This is a genomic window from Streptomyces sp. NPDC004609, assembly GCF_042873655.1.
GTDB lineage: Bacteria > Actinomycetota > Actinomycetes > Streptomycetales > Streptomycetaceae > Streptomyces.
The window spans coordinates 226506-246478 of the sequence record NZ_JBIALS010000006.1 but is presented as its reverse complement, the minus strand read 5'-3'; the positions used below and the strand labels follow the sequence as shown (position 1 = coordinate 246478).

At 71.4% G+C, this 19973-nt stretch carries 18 protein-coding genes; 13 read left to right on the top strand and 5 right to left on the bottom strand.

The genetic code is table 11. From position 1 onward, the window contains the following. Positions 1-373: 373 nt before the first annotated feature. Positions 374-658 carry a hypothetical protein gene (locus ACFYT4_RS08725; protein WP_389266651.1) on the bottom strand — a complete coding sequence of 95 codons (285 nt, stop codon included), beginning with the start codon at positions 656-658 and terminating at the stop codon, positions 374-376. Between the two features lie 445 nt (positions 659-1103). Between ACFYT4_RS08725 and ACFYT4_RS08720 the strand changes: the two genes are divergently transcribed. Further along, positions 1104-2039: a DMT family transporter gene (locus ACFYT4_RS08720; protein ID WP_389266649.1), complete on the top strand. Its 936-nt coding sequence runs from the start codon at positions 1104-1106 to the stop codon at positions 2037-2039. Here ACFYT4_RS08720 and ACFYT4_RS08715 read toward each other — a convergent pair. Next, a complete protein-coding gene (locus ACFYT4_RS08715) occupies positions 2036-3007 on the bottom strand; it encodes a LysR family transcriptional regulator (protein ID WP_389266647.1) in 972 nt (323 codons plus the stop codon). The genes ACFYT4_RS08720 and ACFYT4_RS08715 overlap by 4 nt on opposite strands. A 5-nt stretch (positions 3008-3012) precedes the next feature. Then, the gene (locus tag ACFYT4_RS08710) at positions 3013-3390 is read right to left on the bottom strand and encodes a PLD nuclease N-terminal domain-containing protein (protein WP_389266645.1); all 378 of its coding nucleotides are present in this window, start codon (positions 3388-3390) and stop codon (positions 3013-3015) included. A 90-nt stretch (positions 3391-3480) separates the two neighbouring features. On the opposite strand from ACFYT4_RS08710, the gene ACFYT4_RS08705 reads away from it, so the two are divergent. From ACFYT4_RS08705 to ACFYT4_RS08690, 4 genes are all read left to right on the top strand, one after another. Further along, entirely contained in the window at positions 3481-4932 is a 1452-nt protein-coding gene (locus ACFYT4_RS08705; RefSeq protein ID WP_389266643.1) for a menaquinone biosynthesis decarboxylase, read from the top strand. Between the two features lie 109 nt (positions 4933-5041). After that, positions 5042-5962 carry a menaquinone biosynthesis prenyltransferase MqnP gene (mqnP, locus tag ACFYT4_RS08700; RefSeq protein WP_389266640.1) on the top strand — a complete coding sequence of 307 codons (921 nt, stop codon included), beginning with the start codon at positions 5042-5044 and terminating at the stop codon, positions 5960-5962. Between the two features lie 67 nt (positions 5963-6029). Continuing rightward, a complete protein-coding gene (locus ACFYT4_RS08695) occupies positions 6030-6302 on the top strand; it encodes a type II toxin-antitoxin system Phd/YefM family antitoxin (protein WP_389266637.1) in 273 nt (90 codons plus the stop codon). After that, the gene (locus tag ACFYT4_RS08690; protein WP_389266635.1) at positions 6299-6550 is read left to right on the top strand and encodes a type II toxin-antitoxin system RelE/ParE family toxin; all 252 of its coding nucleotides are present in this window, start codon (positions 6299-6301) and stop codon (positions 6548-6550) included. The genes ACFYT4_RS08695 and ACFYT4_RS08690 overlap by 4 nt, the downstream gene beginning before the upstream one ends. 104 nt (positions 6551-6654) lie before the next feature. On the opposite strand, the gene ACFYT4_RS08685 is transcribed toward ACFYT4_RS08690, so the two are convergent. After that, entirely contained in the window at positions 6655-7272 is a 618-nt protein-coding gene (locus ACFYT4_RS08685) for a rhomboid family intramembrane serine protease (RefSeq protein ID WP_389266634.1), read from the bottom strand. Positions 7273-7388: 116 nt separating this feature from the next. On the opposite strand from ACFYT4_RS08685, the gene ACFYT4_RS08680 reads away from it, so the two are divergent. From ACFYT4_RS08680 to ACFYT4_RS08650, 7 genes are all read left to right on the top strand, one after another. Further along, positions 7389-8063 carry a UbiX family flavin prenyltransferase gene (locus ACFYT4_RS08680; RefSeq protein WP_389266632.1) on the top strand — a complete coding sequence of 225 codons (675 nt, stop codon included), beginning with the start codon at positions 7389-7391 and terminating at the stop codon, positions 8061-8063. 263 nt (positions 8064-8326) lie between these two features. Then, positions 8327-8782: an Lrp/AsnC family transcriptional regulator gene (locus ACFYT4_RS08675; RefSeq protein ID WP_389266792.1), complete on the top strand. Its 456-nt coding sequence runs from the start codon at positions 8327-8329 to the stop codon at positions 8780-8782. An 87-nt stretch (positions 8783-8869) separates the two neighbouring features. Further along, positions 8870-10033 carry an aminofutalosine synthase MqnE gene (mqnE, locus tag ACFYT4_RS08670; protein WP_389266630.1) on the top strand — a complete coding sequence of 388 codons (1164 nt, stop codon included), beginning with the start codon at positions 8870-8872 and terminating at the stop codon, positions 10031-10033. After that, the gene (locus ACFYT4_RS08665) at positions 10033-10557 is read left to right on the top strand and encodes a GNAT family N-acetyltransferase (RefSeq protein ID WP_389266629.1); all 525 of its coding nucleotides are present in this window, start codon (positions 10033-10035) and stop codon (positions 10555-10557) included. Before mqnE ends, ACFYT4_RS08665 begins: the two co-directional genes overlap by 1 nt. Before the next feature lie 94 nt (positions 10558-10651). Then, positions 10652-10954, top strand: a complete 303-nt coding sequence (locus tag ACFYT4_RS08660) for a DUF4229 domain-containing protein (RefSeq protein WP_389266627.1) — start codon at positions 10652-10654, stop codon at positions 10952-10954. A gap of 958 nt (positions 10955-11912) precedes the next feature. Then, positions 11913-13247: a dicarboxylate/amino acid:cation symporter gene (locus tag ACFYT4_RS08655; RefSeq protein ID WP_389266624.1), complete on the top strand. Its 1335-nt coding sequence runs from the start codon at positions 11913-11915 to the stop codon at positions 13245-13247. Between the two features lie 170 nt (positions 13248-13417). Further along, entirely contained in the window at positions 13418-14074 is a 657-nt protein-coding gene (locus tag ACFYT4_RS08650) for a TetR/AcrR family transcriptional regulator (RefSeq protein ID WP_389266622.1), read from the top strand. 210 nt (positions 14075-14284) lie between these two features. On the opposite strand, the gene ACFYT4_RS08645 is transcribed toward ACFYT4_RS08650, so the two are convergent. Next, a complete protein-coding gene (locus ACFYT4_RS08645) occupies positions 14285-14815 on the bottom strand; it encodes a GNAT family N-acetyltransferase (protein ID WP_389266620.1) in 531 nt (176 codons plus the stop codon). Positions 14816-15634: 819 nt separating this feature from the next. Between ACFYT4_RS08645 and ACFYT4_RS08640 the strand changes: the two genes are divergently transcribed. Then, positions 15635-19804 (top strand): Pls/PosA family non-ribosomal peptide synthetase, encoded by a 4170-nt coding sequence (locus ACFYT4_RS08640; RefSeq protein WP_389266618.1) that lies wholly within the window; start codon positions 15635-15637, stop codon positions 19802-19804. Positions 19805-19973 lie beyond the last annotated feature (169 nt).

Sequence of the window (19973 nt, the reverse complement as noted above, 5' to 3'; positions counted from 1 at the left end):
GCGCTGAACAGAGGGCGTACGGCAGCCCGCCACGGCCGGAAGGCCGGTGCGTGGACCGGTGCGCGGGGCTGCACCTGTTCACCCCGTGACTCATGGCGGCCCGCAGCCGGACCATGAGTGGATGGAAGGCCGTGATGAGCGTGCCGGAGCCGTCGTCGGGCGGCCAGGCGGGTTTGTACGGCCCGCGTGCAGAAATGCCCGGTCGCTGTGCAGGGATCTCCCATGGCATCGGCGCGGTTCGTCGGCACTCTCAGAGGCAGCCGGACCTCCGGACCATGACCGGTCGCCCCACCCGACCGCGTCCCGCGCCCCATCGGCGCCGTGCGGCCGGTCCGGCTGCGCCCCCGTCGCGACCGGGCCGGGGCTCAGGCCGTCACGCGGATGCCAGGACCTCCCCGGCCGTGACCTGGGGAGGGTTGGGGAGCAGTGACGCGAGGTTGTCCCGCACGAAGTCGGCCGCCTTCGAGACCGATTCGTCGGCACCGGCCCGGTCCTGGAAGACGCTGGTCGAGATCATCACCCCGTCCCCGGCATTGACCCAGTAGTAGGCCACGAAGCCGGAGACCTGGCGCATGAGCGGCACGAAGTCCTCGTTCACGAGGCGTCCCACCGCGGCCGGATCCCTCACTCCTTCGTACCGCCGGACTGCTGCGTACATCGCCGAGCTCCTCACGGGGATGGTGGGTTCGTCTTCTCCTGAGACGTCGTACCCCGGAGATGGCTACCTGGGTCATGAGGCGTCCGGCAATCACCTGAAGGTCTGCTTCAGATGATCCGAACGGCGGCTTCCGGCCCGGCTGAACGGCCTTGCGCACGTCCGCCACGTCGTTCATTGAACGGTGCAAGCAGGGAACGGTGCATGACGGTCATGGCCGAGCGTGGTACTGGGCGATTCGTGGGAACCGTTCCGGCAGGTGGTGTCGCCCGGTCACCCACTGTTCTGAAGGCACGTCCTCCCTCACACAGCCGGTCGGCGCCACCCATCGGCGCCACCCATCGGCGCCACCCATCGGCGCCACCCATCGGCGCCACCGATGGGCCCATCGGCAGGACGCCCCAGCGGCTCCTCGCCGCGCGCTCCGGGCCGCTCCTACCGTCGGGGCATGACCGCCGAACGCACGGGAACCGTCCAGCTCACGCTCGCCATGGTCCTCTCCGGGACGCTGGGGGTCTTCGTCGTCGAATCGACCGCGAGTCCGTCCAACGTCGTGTTCTTCCGCTGCGTCTTCGGCGCGATCGCCCTCGCCGGATACGCGGCGGCGCGCGGCTACTTCAAGGACCACGGCCTCACCCCCGCCAAGCTCGTCCTCGCGGCGCTCGGCGGTGTGTTCATCGTCTTCAACTGGGTCTTCCTGTTCGAGGCGTACGAGTCCAGCTCCATTTCCCTCGCGACGGTCGTCTACCACACCCAGCCCTTCTTCCTGGTCCTGCTGGGGGCGGTGGTGCTGCGGGAGCGGCTGACCGGATCGCAGCTGGGGTGGCTCGCCGCCGCCTTCGCCGGGCTGGTGCTGGTATCCGGGGTGCGGCCGGGGGACGCGGGGTCCCCGGCGGGCATCGGGCTCGCGCTGCTCGCCGCGCTGTTCTACGCCGCGTCCACCCTGATCACCAAGAGGGTCACCGGCGTAAGGCCCCACCTGATCGCCCTCGTTCAGGTGCTGGTCGGCATCCCGCTCCTGCTGCCGTTCACCGACCTCGCCGGGACCAGGGGGCTCGGCGCGGGGTGGGTGTGGCTGGTGGGGCTTGGGTTTATCCACACCGGGCTGATGTACGTGCTGATGTACGCGTCGTACCAGAAGCTGCCGACCGCGAAGATCGCGGTGCTGGTGTTCACCTATCCGGCCGTCGCGATGGTCGCGGACTGGGCGGTGTACGGGCATCACATCGGGGTCGTCCAGGCGCTCGGGCTGCCGCTGATCGTCGCGGCCGGCCTGAAGGTCACCCGGGGCGGGGCACCGCGCCCGGCGAGCCCGGCCCCGGCCGAGAAGCCCGTTGAGGAGCTGGCTGAGTCGGTTGAGGAGCCGGTCGAGGAGGCCCGCTAAGGAGCCGGCCGGGGACGCGGCCGAGGAGACTCCCGCGGAGTCGGAGGGCCGGGGTCCGGACGGGCGTCCCGGAGGCTCTGCTCCCGCACCAGCCTCATCGTCTCGTCGATGAACAGCCGTACGTGCCGGGGCAGCCGCTTCCCCTCCCGCCACGCCACCTGGGTGTACAGCCGGAACGGAGGCTCCCAGGGCAGCTCCACCAGCGCCCCGGACGCCAGCTCCTCCCGGACGGCCATCTTCGGCAGGAGGGAGACGCCGAGCCCCGCGGCGACCCCCCGCTTGGTCGCCTCCAGCGTGCCGAACTCCGTGAACGGCGGGGGAGCGCCGGTCACCTCCAGCAGCTCCCGCTCGAACAGATCGCGGTACGGGCAGCCCGGTTCGGTCCCCACGAGCTGGACACCCGACAGCGCGGCGGTCGTCAGCGGCCCCGGCCCCGCGGCCGCCAGCGGATGCCGGGGCGCGCTCACCAGCACCAGCGGCTCGGGCGTGAGCACCTCGGACCGCAGCCCCGGGTGGCTGCGCTCGGGCTCCATCAGAAACCCGATGTCGTACGTGCCCTGGCGCAGGGCCCGGCGGGTCTCGTCGCCGAGGGTGGGGCGCAGCGAGAGCCGTACGCGCGGATAGCGGTGGTGGAACAGTTCCAGCAGGGCGGGCAGCCGGTAGGAGGTCAGCGACTCCATCGTGCCGATGTCGATCGTGCCCGCGGGCTCGTCCGCCTCGGCGACGGCGGCCCGTGCCTCTTCGTGGAGGTCGATGATCCGGCGGGCGTACGGCAGCAGCCGCTCACCCGCCTCGGTGAGCCTGATCCGGCTGCCGAGCCGGTCGAACAGCTCCGTGCCGACCGAGCGCTCCAGCGAGCGGATCTGGGCGGTCACGCTGGACTGCGCGTACTTCAGCTCCGCCGCGGCCTTCGTGAAACTGAGCACGGAGGCGACCTTCTCGAAGGTGACCAGCAGCCGGAGCTCCACCGTCTCTACTTCTCCTCGTCGCCGCTCTCGCGCCGCTTCAGCTCGTCCTCGCGGCGGCGCAGGTCGGCCTCCCAGTCCTTGAGGAGGGACTCGTCCTTCTTGTTCTCCTCCTTGAGGGACTTCAGGAAGTCGGGGTTGTCGTCGGGGGCGACCCATCCGCTGCCGCTCCGGCCCTCGGCCGGTCCGCCCGCCACGGCCTTGCGGGGCCGGCCCGCGGCGAACCACGCGATCGGGCCGATCAGCACCTCGCCGAAGAGCAGCACGATGATGACCCACACGACCTTCGGCAGATGCCTGACCTCGTTCTCCGGGGTGTTCAGGACATCGATGAAGGCGTAGATCCACAGTGCCAGGACCAGCAGGAAGGGTAGATACCTGAGCATGGTCTTACGGTCCCCCAGGGCGAGACGGCGGGGGGCGCGGACGCCCCCCGGTGACGCCGCCAGGGTAACCGGTAGCCGATACTGGGGCGCATGGCATACGACGATCTTCGTTCCCTGCTCAGGGCCCTGGAACGCGAGGGAGACCTCAAGCGCGTCAAGGCCGAGGTCGACCCGCATCTGGAGGTCGGGGAGATCGTCGACCGGGTGAACAAGGCGGGCGGGCCCGCGCTGCTCTTCGAGAACGTGCGCGGCTCGTCCATGCCCCTGGCGATGAACGTGTTCGGCACGGACCGCCGGCTCCTCAAGGCGCTCGGGCTGAAGTCCTACGAAGAGATCAGCGACAAGATCGGCGGGCTGCTGAAGCCGGAGCTGCCGCACGGCTTCGTCGGGGTGCGCGAGGCGTTCGGCAAGCTCGGCTCGATGGTCCACGTACCGCCGAAGAAGGTGAAGGACGCGCCGGTGCAGGAGGTCGTCCTGCGCGGCGACGACGTCGATCTGGACCGGTTGCCCGCGCTGTTCACCTGGCCCAAGGACGGCGGCTCCTTCTTCAATCTGGGGCTGACGCACACCAAGCACCCGGAGACGGGGGTGCGGAACCTCGGCCTGTACCGGCTCCAGCGGCACGACCGGAACACCATCGGCATGCACTGGCAGATCCACAAGGACAGCCGCAACCACTACCAGGTGGCGGCGAAGCGCGGTGAGCGGCTGCCGGTCGCGATCGCGTTCGGCGCTCCGCCGTCGGTGACGTACGCGTCCACCGCGCCGCTGCCCGGCGACATCGACGAGTATCTGTTCGCCGGTTTCGTCCAGGGCAGGCGGATCGAGATGGTCGACTGCAAGACGGTCCCGCTCCAGGTGCCCGCGCAGGCGGAGGTCGTGCTGGAGGGCTGGCTGGAGCCGGGGAACATGCTCCCGGAGGGCCCGTTCGGCGACCACACCGGCTTCTACACCCCGCAGGAGCCGTTCCCGGCGCTGACGATCGACTGTGTGACGATGCGGAAGCGGCCGCTGCTCCAGTCCATCGTCGTCGGCCGCCCGCCGACGGAGGACGGGCCGCTGGGCCGGGCGACGGAGCGGTTCTTCCTGCCGCTGCTGAAGATCATCGTGCCGGACATCGTGGACTACCACCTGCCCGAGTCGGGCGGCTTCCACAACTGCGCCATCGTCTCGATCGACAAGAAGTACCCGAAGCACGCGCAGAAGGTGATGTCGGCGATCTGGGGCGCGCACATGATGTCCCTGACGAAGCTGATCGTCGTGGTCGACTCCGACTGTGACGTCCACGATCTGCACGAGGTCGCCTGGCGTGCGCTCGGCAATACCGACTACGCCCGCGACCTGACCCTGACCGAGGGCCCGGTCGACCATCTCGACCACGCGTCCTACCAGCAGTTCTGGGGTGGCAAGGCGGGCATCGACGCGACGGCGAAGTGGCCCGGGGAGGGCTACACCCGTGACGGCGGCTGGCCGGACATGGTCGAGTCGGACCCGGACACGTCCGCACTGGTGGACCGCCGCTGGAAGGAGTACGGGCTGTGAGCGCCGCGCCCCCGCCCGTGCGGGCCGCCCGCCCGGAGCCGGGCACCCGCCGCCCCGGGTGCGGCGCCGCACCCGCCGCCCGCAGGGGCGCGTCGCGGAAGGACTCCGTATGACATCGGCCGCTCAGGGAGTGCCCGTCCCCGGCCCCGCGCGGCCGAGGGGCGGGGCCAAGGCGTTTCTGCGGCTCGTGATGATCGAGCACTCGGTCTTCGCGCTGCCGTTCGCGTACATCGCCTCCCTCACCGCGATGTTCCTGCTCGACGGGAACATCCACTGGGTCAGGCTGCTGCTCGTCACCGTCGCGATGGTGGGGCTGCGGACCTTCGCGATGGCCTGCAACCGGATCATCGACCGGGAGATCGACGCCCGTAACCCCCGTACGGCGAACAGGGAACTGGTCACCGGCGCGGTGAGCGTGCGGTCCGCGTGGACGGGCGCGCTGGTCGCCCTCGTCGTCTTTCTGGGCGCGGCGGCCCTGCTCAACCCGCTCTGTCTGGCGCTCGCGCCGATCGCGGTGATCCCGATGGTGGTCTATCCGTACGGCAAGCGGTTCACCAACTTCCCGCACGCCATCCTCGGCCTCGCCCAGGCCATGGGCCCCATCGGCGCCTGGCTCGCGGTCACCGGGACCTGGTCGTGGGACGCGGTGATCCTGGGGCTCGCGGTCGGCATCTGGATCGGCGGCTTCGACCTGATCTTCGCCACCCAGGACGTCCAGGCGGACCGCGCGGAGGGCGTTATGTCCTTCCCGGCGCGCTTCGGCGTACCGGCCGCGCTCCACGGGGCGCGCGTGTGCCACGCCGTCACGACCGGACTCCTCGTCTGGTACGCGCTGGCGACGGACGCGGGGGCGTTCTTCTGGCTGGGGCTGGTGATCGTGGCGGGGGCGTTCCTCTACGAGCACACGATCGTCCGGCCGCACGATCTGTCCCGGCTGAACAGGGCGTTCTTCACCGTCAACGGTTTTATCGGCATCACCCTCTTCGTGTGCGCTCTGCTGGATCTGCTGGTGCGGGGCCTGACGGTGTAGGCCGGACCCAGGGGGCGATTTCCTGAATCAGGAGTGTACGGACCCGCGGGTGTGTACAGTTCTGCGCATGGAGACCTATGCCTTGGTGGAAGCGCGCAATCAGCTTGGCCAACTGGTCGGCCGGGTGCGGCATGGCCATGAGCAGATCCTCATCAGTGAGTACGGAAAGCCCGCCGCGGCTCTGGTCCCGGTGGAGGAACTTGAGGAACTGGAGCGGCTGCGGGACGAAGCCGATGTGGCGGAGGCGCGGCGGCGGGAGGCCGAGCGGAGCGAGCCCCCGGTCGGTCATGACGCGTTCATGGCCCAGCTGGAAGCCGAGGACCGGCAGGCCGGCCAGTGACTCACACCCTGCTCTGGGAGCCGGCCGCGACTCAGGAGTTCCGGGCGCTTCGCCTGATCGACCCGATCGGGGCGAAGGCGTGTGTCGCCGCCATCAGCGGGCTCGCCGACGAACCACGGCCCCCGGAGGCCCGACCGCTGGGCGGGTCGGGGTACTACCGGCTGCGGGTCGGGACCTGGCGGGTGCTGTACCGCCCCGACGACAGAACCGTCACGGTCTACGTGGTCAAGGTCGGCCGGGCGGGCTGAGCCCCGGCGCCTGACTCCGGTCGGTTCGGCGTACGGCTGGGAACAAGGGACCGGTCGGCACGGTCGCTGGACCGTGCGCCCCTCGGCTCACCCGGCGAAGCCGCTCACCCCACAGCGCCGCCGTACACGACGGCGGGCGTCCTGCGGCGGCGGAAGACGAACGCCGCGGCGATGCCCGCGATCAGGCCGAACAGATGGCCCTGCCAGCTCACGCCGGTGTTGGCGGGGGAGAGGCCCAGCAGGATGCTGCTGCCCCAGACCGCGCCTATCAGCAGACCGACGCCGACCTCGACGAGCTTGCGGTCGACGAAGCCGCGGATGACCAGATAGCCGAAGAGGCCGAATATCAGGCCCGACGCCCCGGCGGTGTTGGTGTTGCCCGGCGAGACGAGCCAGACGCCCAGCCCGTCCACCACGACGATCATCAGGGACACGGCCAGGAAGCGCCGGATACCGCCGAGCGCGGCCAGGAAACCGAACACCAGCAGGGGGACGCTGTTGGCGGCGACATGGCCGAAGCCGAAGTGCATGAAGGCCGAGGGGACGATGTCGGGCAGCTCGGACACCTCGCGGGGGATCACCCCGTACGCGTCCAGGGCGTGGCCGCTCGCCACATCGATGGCCTCCAGCACCCACAGCAGGGCCACCCAGCCCACCATCAGCCCTGCGGCGGCCTTCGCACGGTCCGCCGTGCGCCGCCCGGTGACGCCTGTACCCGCCATCACACCCCCCGATCCTGATCACTTCAGCGCCTGGCAGAGTCCCGGCATTCTCACCGGAAAACGTCCGGTACACCGTGTTCAGTTCCTGGTACGCGCCGCCGGATAGGCTCCCCTGTGTGGAGCAAGCAGCAGAGAACCCCCGCCGCCCGTGGATCGTCGGTGTCTCCGGGGCGTCCGGCACGCCCTATGCCGCCGCCGTGCTGCGCGGTCTGCTCGACGCGGGGGAGAGCGTCGATCTCGTGGTCTCGCGGGCATCGCGTCTGACCCTGCTCGACGAGACCGGGATCGCCTTCCGGGACGCGCACTGGCGGGAGGATCTGCGGGAGTGGCTCGCGCGCGGGGCGGACGGCAAGCCCGGCACGTTCCGGGTGGACGTCGGGGGTGTACGGCACTGGGCGGCCGGAGATCTGGCCGCCGGGCCGTCCTCGGGGTCGTACCCCGTCAAGGGGATGCTGATCGTGCCCGCGTCCACCGCGTCCGTCGCGGGGGTGGCGCTCGGGCTCTCCAAGGACCTGCTCCAGCGCGCGGCGAGCGTGACGCTCAAGGAGCGGCGGCCGCTGGTCGTCGCCGTGCGGGAGACCCCGCTGAACGGGCAGACGCTGAAGCACCTGGTGGCCCTCGACGAGGCGGGCGCCGTGGTGCTGCCCGCGTCCCCTGCGTTCTACGCGGGCGCGACGCACATCCAGGACCTGGTGGACTTCGTCGCCGGGCGGGTGCTGGACGCGGCGGGGGTGCCGCACGGGCTCTACCGCCGCTGGGAGGGGGAGCTGGGCGCCTCCCGCGGCGCGTAGTACGGCCGGCGATGGTCTCCACCGCTGCCGTGTCCGCGCCGGTCCCCGTACCGGTGTCCCCGGCCCCGCGCGTATCCGCTCCGGCCGGCGGCTCCGCTGCTGCGAGTCCTGCCGCTCCCGGCCCTGCGCCCGCCGGTACCCGGCCGGGTGTCCCGAAAAGATCATCTCTTGAACTGTGCAAGATTCGCAGGAATTTTGCTCTGCATGCCTTAGATTCAATCTAATACTTCGCTGGATTGCTGAATATGGAAGGCTCCAGGCATATGGACGCGGTGGACAGGCAGCTCATCCAGGCCCTCCGGGAGAACGGCAGGGCCTCCTACGCCGAGCTGGGACGGCTCGTCGGCCTCTCCGGGCCGAGCGTCACCGACCGGATCAACCGGCTGGAGGCCGCGGGTGTCATCACCGGCTACCGCGCCACCGTCGACGCGGCCTCCCTCGGCCTAGGCGTGACCGCCCTCATCGGCATCTCGCTCTCCGACGCCGCCGACCACGAGGACGTCGCCCGCCGGCTGCGGGACCTCGCCGAGATCGAGGACTGCTGGTTCATCGCGGGCGACGACTCCTACATGCTCAAGATCCGGGCGAGCGACGTCGACGGTCTGGAGAAGACGATCCGCCGGCTGAGCGGCACCCGCGGCGTCTCCCGTACGAGGACGACGATCGTGCTCTCCACCAAGTGGGAGAACCGGGTCGGGGACCTGCCCGAGCAGGTGTGAGGGCCGGTCAGGGGGTACCCCAGGCCGCCGGACGCCAGGGAGTACGGTGGGAAGGCCCGATTGACGGAGATTATGGGAGGCGGGCGCATGGACGCTGGGCTCAAGCGCGAGCTGGAGGAGAAGGTCGGAGCCGGTGAGCGGCTGACCCGTGAGGACGGGATCGCGCTCTACGCATCGGACGACCTGGCCTGGCTCGGCGGCCTCGCCCACGAGGTGCGTACCCGCAAGAACGGCGACGTCGTCCACTTCAACGTCAACCGCCACCTCAATATGACCAATGTGTGCACCGCGTCGTGCGCGTACTGCTCGTTCCAGCGCAAGCCGGGCGAGAAGGACGCGTACACCATGCGCATCGAGGAGGCCGTCCGCCTCGCCAAGGCGATGGAGAACGAGAACCTCACCGAACTGCACATCGTCAACGGGCTCCACCCCAATCTGCCCTGGCGCTACTACCCCCGGTCGCTCTCGGCGCTGAAGGAAGCACTCCCCGACGTCTCCCTCAAGGCGTTCACCGCCACCGAGATCCACCACTTCGAGACCATCTCCGGGATGTCCGCCTCCGACATCCTCGACGAGCTCATCGAGGCCGGGCTCGAATCCCTCACCGGCGGCGGCGCGGAGATCTTCGACTGGGAGATCCGCCAGCACATCGTCGACCACAAGACCCACTGGGAGGACTGGTCGCGCATCCACCGCCTCGCGCACGGCAAGGGCCTCAAGACCCCGTGCACCATGCTGTACGGGCACATCGAGGAGCCCCGCCACCGCGTCGACCACGTCCTGCGGCTGCGTGAACTCCAGGACGAGACCGGCGGCTTCCAGGTCTTCATCCCGCTCCGCTACCAGCACGACTTCGTGGACATGAAGGACGGCAAGGTCCGCAACCGGCTCCAGGCCCGTACCACCATGGCCACCGGCGCCGAGGCGCTGAAGACCTTCGCGGTCTCCCGGCTCCTCTTCGACAACGTCCCGCACGTCAAGGTCTTCTGGGTGATGCACGGAGTGCAGACCGCGCAGCTCGCCCTCCAGCACGGCGCCGACGACATGGACGGCTCGGTCGTCGAGTACAAGATCACCCACGACGCGGACAACTACGGCACGCCCAACAAGCTGACCCGCGACGATCTGCTGGAGCTGATCCGGGACGCCGGGTTCCGCCCGGTCGAGCGGAACACCCGGTACGAGATCATCCGCGAGTACCCGGGCCCGGAGGCCGACCGCCGCGAGTCCCCGCAGCCCATGCGCGTCTGATGGCACTGCGCCACACGCTCGACCCGTCCGTCGGCCCCGCCCTGCGCGACGGCATCGTCCGGCTCTGGACCGATGTCACCAACGCGGGCGGGGCGGTCGGCTTCGTCCCGCCCGTCACCGCCGACGACATACGCCCCGAACTGGTCCGCCACTTCGCCGCCATGGCCGACGGCTCCGCCCGGCTGCTCGTCGGCCGTGACGCGGACGGCGAGGTCGCGGCCACCGCCTTCTTCTCCTTCAACTCCCACCGGCTGATGACCCACTGGGTCTGGCTCTACACCGTGATGGTCCACCCCCGTCTCCAGGGCGGTGGCCACGGCCGTGAGCTGATGGCCGCGGTCGCCGCGGCGGCCCGTGGATTCGAGGGCATCGAGGCGATCCGGCTCGGCTGCCGGGGCGGCACGGGCATCGAGCGGTTCTACGCCTCCTGCGGCTACAAGGAGGTCGGACGGGTGCCCGGCGCGATCCGGGTCGCCGACGGTGACGACCGCGACGACATCACCATGCTCCTGCCGCTGTACTGATCGATTTCCGTCCGTGCTTCACTGGTTCGAGGACATCCGCGTCCGCGGAGGCAGCCGCCTCCGCGTGCGCGCCGGAAGAGAGAAGGGCCCTGCCGTGTCAGCCAAGTCGAGCGCCGCGATCAAGTACACCGGTATGCGACTCGCCGTCTTCGCCGGCTGCTTCGTCGTGGTGGCCGTCCTCGTCCAGTTCGGCATCCTGCCGAAGGGGCTCGGCGACTCCAACTTCGTCTGGGTCGTGCTGCTCGCGCTGGTGCTGTCCGCGCCCCTCAGCTTCGTGCTGCTGCGCAGGCAGCGCGACGCGATGTCCGAGCAGATCGTCGACAAGGTCGACCGGGCGAAGGCACGCCTGGAGGCCAACCGGACGCAGGAGGACGGCGTCCAGGACAGCACGGCCTGAGTCCACGACCCGGACGGGCCCACCGGCCCGGAGCCCCGCCCGGATGAGTTCCCTCCGGCGGGATGAGCCCGCGAGCCTGTGACCCCCGACGGGCCCGACGGGTTTCCGGCCCGGATGAGCTCCGTGACCGGCGGGCGACCGCTCGGGCGGGTGCGCCGGAGGGGCTGGCGCTCGTCATCACTCGCGACATCCCCGCGACCGCTCCGGCGGGTGCCCGGGAGGGTTGCGTACGCGGGCCCGTCGGTGTGTGCCCGGGTGCGCCGGGGCACACACGCGGGGTGGCCGAGGCACCGTCCCGTTCCCGACCGGCCGGTCCGGCGCGGTCGGTCCGCAGAGCCGTGCGGCCGGTCCTGGCGGCTGGTCCCCTACGGGCCTTCTGCCATCAGAGTGGTGCGCGGGGGCCGTACGGGTCCTTTCCCCGGCCGCGCATGGACCCGGGCGCCGGCCCCACGAGGCCAGGGACGCACACGGCCTGCCCGAGGCCCGCGTATCCCCGTATATCGGATATCTCACACGCCCCCGGCGAGAGCGGACCGCTCCCGCCGGGGGCGCGGCCGTGTTCCAGGGGCGGCCCTGGGGGCCGTCCGGGCACCCCCGAGGCCGCCTGCGCCCCGGCGGCGTTCCGGGTCCGGGGTGCCCGGCGGCCCCGGGGGCCTGGGGAAACGTTTTGGCCCCGTCGCGTCGACAACGGGCCTCATCCCACCCGGACCCCAAGGGGGCCTTTGAGAACCTCAAAGTTCAAGTGTTAACGTATGCATGATGAAGACAGCAGTGCGCCACCACGATGCCGCGAGCCCCCCGCTCGTGGCGCGCCTGCATGTCGATCTCTGCCGCTGTATGTCGGCGGTCTGTTGCCGCTCGGTCTGACCCCGGCATCACCAAGCGGAATCGCCCCTACTCGCGCACGGGCGCCGCCACCCCGCTCTTCTCCCCCCTTCGTCATCACTGGAGTGTGTCCGTGTCCGCGAACACGACGTCCCCCGCTGCCGGAAAGCCCTCGGGTTCCGGCTTCCGCATACCGAAGGTCCCCTTCTGGGCCCAGATCGTCGCCGGTCTGGTGCTCGGTGTCCTCCTCGGCTGGCTCGCCCGGGGCCAGGACATCGGCTGGCTCAAGGACACCCTTGAGCAGGTCGGCGACATCTTCATCCGGCTGCTGAAGCTGGCTGTCGCACCCCTCGTCTTCTTCGCGATCCTGGTGTCCATCACCAATCTGCGGAAGGTCAACAACGCCGCCCGGCTGGCCTCCCGCACCCTCCTCTGGTTCATGATCACCTCGCTGATCGCGGTCGCCATCGGCATCACGATCGGCCTGCTCACCAACCCGGGCTCGGGCACCGGGCTCACCCCGAAGGACGGCAAGCTCCCCGAGAACCAGGGCAGCTGGATCGACTTCCTCACCGGCATCATCCCGACGGACGTCATCACGCCCTTCACCGAGCTGAACGTCCTCCAGATCGTCTTCATCTCCGCGGTCGCCGGAATCGCGGCCCTCGCGCTCGGCGAGAAGGCCAAGCCGGTCCTCACCCTCAGCGAGGCCGTGCTCGAACTGCTCCAGAAGGCCCTGTGGTGGGTCATCCGCCTCGCGCCGGTCGGCACCATCGGGCTCATCGGCTACGCCATCGCCGACTACGGCTGGGACCTGATCGGCAAGTACGCGACCTTCACCGCCGACGTCTACATCGGCTGCGCCCTGGTGCTGTTCGGTGTCTACCCGCTGCTGCTCGCGACGGTCGCCAAGGTCAACCCGCTCCAGTTCTTCAAGGGCGCCTGGCCCGCGATCCAGCTCGCCTTCGTCTCCCGCTCCTCCGTCGGCACGATGCCGGTCACGCAGAAGGTCACCGAGCGGCTCGGTGTGCCGAAGGAGTACGCGTCCTTCGCCGTCCCGTTCGGCGCGACCACCAAGATGGACGGCTGCGCCGCGATCTACCCGGCCCTCGCGGCGATCTTCATCGCCCAGATCTTCGACGTCCAGCTCGGCATCCAGGACTATCTGCTGATCGCCTTCGTCTCGGTCGTCGGCTCGGCGGCCACGGCGGGCCTGACCGGTGCGACGGTCATGCTCACCCTGACCCTCTCCACGCTGGGCCTCCCGCTGGAGGGCGTGGGTCTGCTGATGGCGATCGACCCGATCCTGGACATGATCCGGACCGCCACGAACGTCGCGGGCCAGGCCCTGATCCCCGTGATCGTCTCCGCGAAGGAGAAGATCCTGGACCACGACGTGTACAACTCGGCCACTTCTTCGCCGGTCGACGAGATCGACTCCGGCCGCGAGGTCGCCGTCGCCGCCTGACGCCGACCCCGTGATCACGGCCCTGTGAAGGGCCCGGGAGCCCACAGGCCCCCGCTTTCCGCAGGTGCGGAGGCGGGGGCCTTGGCGCGTTGTGGACCTTGTGGCGACCCGTAGGCTTACCGAGCAGTAGGGGTGGATCTTCACCAGCTCGGGGCGGAGGGGTCTTTGGCATGGGTGCCGTGAAGGGCGCGAGGAGCAAACGGATGCCGCGCGCCGTCCGGGAGCGGCAGATGATGGACGCCGCCGTGCGGACCTTCGGGCAGCGTGGGTACCGCGCGGCGTCGATGGACGAGATAGCCGAACTCGCCGGGGTGTCCAAGCCCCTCGTGTATCTGTATCTGAACTCCAAGGAGGAGTTGTTCACCGCGTGCATCCGGCGGGAGGCGGCGGCGCTGCTGGCCTCCGTACAGGAGGCGACCGAGCCGGGGCTGTCCGCCGACCGGCAGCTGTGGGCCGGGCTCACGGCGTTCTTCACGCACACCGCGGAGAACCCGGACGGCTGGGCCGTACTGCACCGGCAGGCCCGGACCCACGGGGAGCCGTTCGCCCGGGAGGCGGGGGCGATGCGGAACGAGATCGTCGACTACGTGGCCTCGCTGATCGCCGCCGCCGCGCAGGAGGCGGGCGCGGTGCGGCGGGAGCCCGAGCTGGCAGGGCGGGACGTGGCCGCGCTGGCACAGGCACTGGTGGGGGCGGCGGAGTCGCTGGCGGAGTGGATGAACGACACGGGCGCGGTCTCGGCGAAGGAGACCGCCGCCACGCTGATGAACTTCTCCTGGGTGGGCCTCGGCGATCTGATGACGGGCGCGCGCTGGCCCCCTCGCTGAGCGGGTCCCCGCCGCCACGGCCCCGCTGACGGCGAGTTCGGGTATCACCTGCGTACCGGCCCCGTCCTCCTGTCCCGTGCGCTCTGTCCGGCGGTGGAACCTGAACGGCACACACGCTTCCGTGAGGTGGGCACTGCGGGGCGATGCCCCCCCCGCGGACCGGCCTCACCACGGGTGAGCGCGGCCGTGCTCGGGTGCTCTACCAGTGCGCTACCAGGTCAGGGGTAGCTCGGCGAGCATCACGGCGTACACCGGAGAGTCCGCGAACGGCTGTCGTTCCCCTACCTTGTGGAAGCCCCAGGACTCGTACAGCGACTGGACCCGGGGGTGGTCGATGTCGACCAGGAGGACGGCGAGGTCCTCGTTCCGGCCCTCCAGGAGGGCTCGGGACAGCAGCTCCGCCACGCCCTGCTTCCGCCACTTCGTGCTGACGGCCAGCTCCGAGTAGGAGAACGTCCGGTCTTTCTCCGGAGCGCGGTCGAGGTGCTCGCGCCACCACTCCCGTTGGGGCGTCGACGGGGCTCCGTACGCGAAGCCCACGGCGTCGTCACCGTCGTACGCGATCACGCAGGCGTACTCCGGGTGGCCGCCCCAGTGATCCACGAACCAGGGGAACTTCTTGGCGAACTCGTTGTCCCGGTCGTCGCCCTGGGCCTCGGCGTGCACGTCGATGACGGTCTGCCGGATCTCGGGCAGGTCATCGTGGGTGTAGTGGCGGACGTCCAGCTCGGCGGCGCTCACAGTCGCCTCCCTTCGGATCGGTGGCGGTCTCCCCACTCTCGGGCGGTGCTCGCGTCCGGCGCAAGAGTGATCAGGTCGCGGTGGAACTGCTTCCGGGTATGTCTGCCCCGAGGACGCGCCCGGGGTCGTTCCGGGCCCCGGGTCCGAGGAGTACGCCATGTACGGCCCCAGCCCCTGAAGGAACCGCAGGAGGCGGGCCCGGGTGATCCGCGTGGCGACGCGGGGTTCGGTGCGGTGATTCCGCGATGACATCCGGACGGCGCGGCAGTCTTGAGGAGATATCCGAGCAGCGAGCAGAAGGAGCGAGTCCCGTGCGCATCGTGATCAGCGAGTTCATGAGCCTGGACGGCTTTCCGGGCTCGACGCGCCCGGCCCGTGCCGCGTGTGATCGTGTCCGGTCGGCCCGAGCGGTCGCGCTGTTCCACGGGGCGGAACGCCCCCGCTCCGCCCCGTGGCACCCCGGCACGGCCACCGCTCCGCGCCCGGTCGGGGCCGCAAGGCGTGCCTTTCGCCACAATCCGGAGGCGGTGCCCGCGCCGGACGGGCCGCCGGGGCGGGGCCCGGCTCGCCGTGGCGAGCTGGGACGATGCGTCTCGCCAGGGGCATGGAGCAAGGGTGGTCCTTACGCCATGGTCGCGCTCTCACAACAGGCGAGTCGGGTCATCGCTGGATAAACTCCTCGTTTGCCGTGCGCGGAACGGGGATTCGCAGCGCACTCCACACGACGGATGGAGAGTGAGAGATGCGTACGCACCAGCCTCGAACCGACCGGGGTGAGCCCGCGCGCAGGGTCCTGTCCGCCGACGACGGGTGCCCTGTATGACCGTCGCCCCGGTACCCGCCGCCCTGCTCGACCCGCTGCTCGACGGCGCGGCGTCCCTCGCGTACTTCTCCGCGAGGCCCGCGGCCCCCACCCGCACTCTGCTCGACATCCTCGACGAAACGGCCCGCCGTCACCCGGACGCACTCGCCGTGGACGACGGCGTCACCCCTCTCACGTACCGCGCCCTCCTCGACGAGGTCGAGGCACTGCGGCGGCGGCTCACCGCCGCCGGTGCCGGCGCAGGTGACCGGGTCGGCGTACGGGTCCCCTCCGGCACGGCCGATCTGTACGTGTCGATCCTCGCGGTCCTGGCGGCGGGAGCGGCTTACGTCCCGGTCGACGCCGAGGACCCCGACGAGCGGGCGGAGCTGGTCTTCACGGAGGCAGCGGTTCACGCGGTGATCGGCGAGGGCCGGGCGATCACGCGGTGCGCCGCCGACGGCCCGGCCGGTCCGCGCGCCGCCGACCCGCCCGCACCGGCCCCGGGCGGTACCGACCCGGACGCACTGAATCCGCCCACACCGACCGATGCCCACCCGGTCGCACAGGACCCGGTCGCACAGGACCCGGACACACCGGATCCGAGCGCACCGGCGGCCCCCCGGGGAGCCCACCCGGCCGTACCCGCCCCGGACGAGCCCGCGTACCGCCGGCCCCTCCCCGGCGACGACGCGTGGATCATCTTCACCTCCGGCTCCACCGGCAGGCCCAAGGGCGTCGCCGTCACCCACCGCAGCGCGGCCGCCTTCGTGGACGCCGAGGCGCGGCTGTTCCTGCGGGACGCGCCGCTGGGCCCCGGCGACCGGGTGCTCGCCGGGCTCTCCGTGGCCTTCGACGCGTCCTGCGAGGAGATGTGGCTGGCGTGGCGCCACGGTGCCTGCCTGGTGCCCGCGCCCCGCTCCCTCGTCCGTACCGGACTCGACCTCGGCCCCTGGCTCGTCGAGCAGCGCATCACCGTCGTGTCGACGGTCCCCACGCTCGCGGCGCTCTGGCCAGCCCGCGCGCTCGACGACGTACGCCTCCTGATCTTCGGCGGTGAGGCATGCCCGCCCGAGCTGGCCGAACGCATGGCCGTCCCCGGACGTGAGGTCTGGAACACCTACGGCCCCACCGAGGCCACGGTCGTCGCCTGCGCGGCTCCGCTGACCGGCCGGGGGCCCGTACGCATCGGGCTGCCGCTCGACGGCTGGGAGCTGGCCGTCGTGGACTCCCGCGGTGAGATCGTGCCCATGGGCGGAACCGGCGAGCTGGTCATCGGCGGCGCCGGTCTCGCCCGCTATCTCGACCCCGCCAAGGACGCGGAGAAGTACGCCCCGCTTCCGTCCCTCGGCTGGACGCGTGCCTATCGCAGCGGTGATCTGGTGTGCGCCGAGGAGGAGGGCCTGCTGTTCGTCGGACGCGCGGACGAGCAGATCAAGCTGGGCGGACGCCGGATCGAACTCGGTGAGATCGACGCCGCGCTCCAGGCCCTCCCGGGCGTCGCGGGCGCGGCCTCGGCGGTCCGTACGACGGCCGCCGGTACCCAGATCCTGGTCGGCTACGTCGTCCCGGACGACACCCCGCCGCCCCCGGAACCCGCCGCCGCGCCGGACCACGGGCTCGAACGGCCCGCGCCCGCTCCCCGGCCCCGGGAGTTCGACCACGCCGACTCCCTCGCCCGGCTCCGCAAGGAACTGCCCGCCGCCCTGGTGCCGCTGCTCGCGGTCGTGGCGGAGCTGCCGACCCGGACGTCCGGAAAGGTCGACCGGGACGCGCTGCCCTGGCCACTGCCGAACACCGGCACCGGCGCGGCGGAGGAGACCGTACCGCTCACGGAGAGCGAGACCTGGCTCGCCGGGCAGTGGACCGAACTGCTCGGGGTGCCCGTCTCCGGGCCCGGCGCGGACTTCTTCGCGAACGGCGGCGGCAGCCTGTCCGCCGCCCGGCTCGTGTCCCGGATCAGGGAGCACTACGGCACCGGGTCCGTCGGGGACATCTACCAGAACCCGACCCTCGGTGCGCTCGCCCGGACGCTGGAGACCACGGCCGCGAAGGGCCGGAAGCCCCGCGAGGTACGGCCCGTGCCGGTACGGGCGCAGCTGGCGCAGCTTGTGCTCATGGCGCCGCTGCTGACGGTCGCCGGGCTGCGGTGGAGCGTCGTCGCGGCGGCCGTCGCGAACATCCTCGGGCTCGGGCCGGGCGTCTCCTGGTGGTGGGTCGCGCTCGGCTGGCTGCTGGTCGTCAGCCCGCCCGGGAAGATCGTCATCGCGGCGGGCGGCGCGCGCCTGCTGCTGCGCCGGGTCCGCCCCGGCACCTACACGCGCGGCGGCGGAACCCATCTGCGGCTGTGGACGGCCGAGCGGCTGGCTGAGCTGAGCGGGGCGACGAGCCTCGCCGGCTCCTGGCTGACGTACTACGCCCGCGCCCTGGGCGTACGCGTCGGTGAGGACGTCGATCTGCACGCCCTGCCGCCCGTCACCGGCATGCTCCGGCTCGGCCGGGGCGCGGCCGTCGAGCCCGAGGTGGATCTGTCCGGGCACTGGCTGGACGGTGACCGGCTCCACATCGGAGCCCTGCGCGTCGGCGCGGACGCCGTCGTCGGTGCCCGCAGCACGCTGTTCCCGGGCGCGCGGATCGGGAAGCGGTCGGAGATCGCGCCCGGGTCGGGCGTCACCGGGTCCGTACCGGCCGGTGAGCGCTGGTCGGGCGTGCCCGCCACCCGCGACGGCAAGGTCCGCAAGGGCGCGGGCCCCCGCCCGCCGCGCCGCCGCCGCTGGACGGCCCTCTACGCGGTGGCCTCCCTCTTCCTGGGCCTGCTGCCCGCGATCGCGGCCCTGCCCGCGCTGCTGGTGCTGACCCTCGGGCCCGGCCCGCTCGCCGCGGTGCCGCTCGCGACGGTCACCGCCCTGGTGACGTACGCGCTGCTGATCCTCGTGGGCGTACGGGCGCTGAGCGTCGGGCTGCGCGAGGGCAGCCACCCCGTCGCCGGGCGGATCGCCTGGCAGGCGTGGGCGAGCGAGCGTCTGATGGACATGGCGCGGGTGCATCTGTTCCCGCTGTACGCGAGCCTCCTGACGCCCGTGTGGCTGCGGGCGCTCGGGATGAGGGTCGGCCGGGGCGTCGAGGCGTCGACCGTGCTCGCGCTGCCCGCGATGACGTCGGTCGGTGACGGCGCCTTCCTGGCCGACGACACCATGGTGGCGTCGTACGAGCTGGGCGGCGGGCGGCTGCGGATCGCCGAGACCCGGGTCGGCAAACGCGCGTTCCTCGGGAACTCCGGGATGACGGCCGCGGGCCGGCGGGTGCCCAAGCGCGGTCTGGTCGGGGTGCTGTCGGCGACGCCGAAGCGGGCGAAGGCGGGCAGCTCCTGGCTGGGGATGCCGCCGATGAGGCTGCCGCGCTCGGCGGAGGAGGGCGACCAGAGCCGTACGTTCGACCCGCCCGCGCGGCTGAAATGGGCGCGTGCGGCGGTCGAGATCTGCCGGATCGTGCCGGTGATGTGCAGTGTGGCGCTGGCCGTGCTGGGGATCATGGCCTTCGCGGCCCTGGCGGATCGTTTCGGCTATCCGGTGGCGGTGCTGCTCGGCGGGGTGCTGCTGCTCGTGGGCGGGCTGGCCGCCGCCCTGACGGCCCTCGCGGTCAAATGGGTGCTCGTCGGCCGGTTCCGGGCGGTCGAGCACCCGCTGTGGTCGGCTTTCGTCTGGCGCAACGAACTGGCGGACACCTTCGTCGAGGTGCTGGCCGTGCCGTGGCTGGTCGGCGCGGTCCCGGGCACCCCGCTGATGAATCTGTGGCTGCGCGGCCTGGGCGCGCGCATCGGGCGCGGTGCCTGGTGCGAGACGTACTGGCTGCCGGAGGCCGACCTCGTGACCGTCGGCCGGGGCGCGAGCGTGAACCGTGGCTGTGTGGTGCAGACGCACCTCTTCCACGACCGGATCATGCGGATGGACAATGTCGTTCTCGGGGCGGGCGCCACGCTCGGCCCGCACGGCATCGCGCTGCCCGGCGCGGTGATCGGCGACCGGGCCGTGGCGGGTCCGGCGTCGCTGGTGATGCGCGGGGAGCGGGTGCCCGCGGACACCCGCTGGCTGGGCAATCCGATCGCCGCGTGGCAGGGTCCGGGTGCGGCGGTCCGTCCGGGCCGCCCGGCCCGCCGCCGGGCATCACGGGCATCACGGGCTTCGTGAGCACGGCTCCGTGAGTACGGCTTCGCGGGTGCGGGATCCGGGCGTACGGGTCCGGCCCGGTGCGTACGGGTTCCGCGCACACCGGTTCCACGCGTACAGGTTCCCTGTCTACGGTTCCGGCGGCAGGAGCCCGCGGGCACGGGTTCCGCGCGTACGGTTTCGCAGGCAC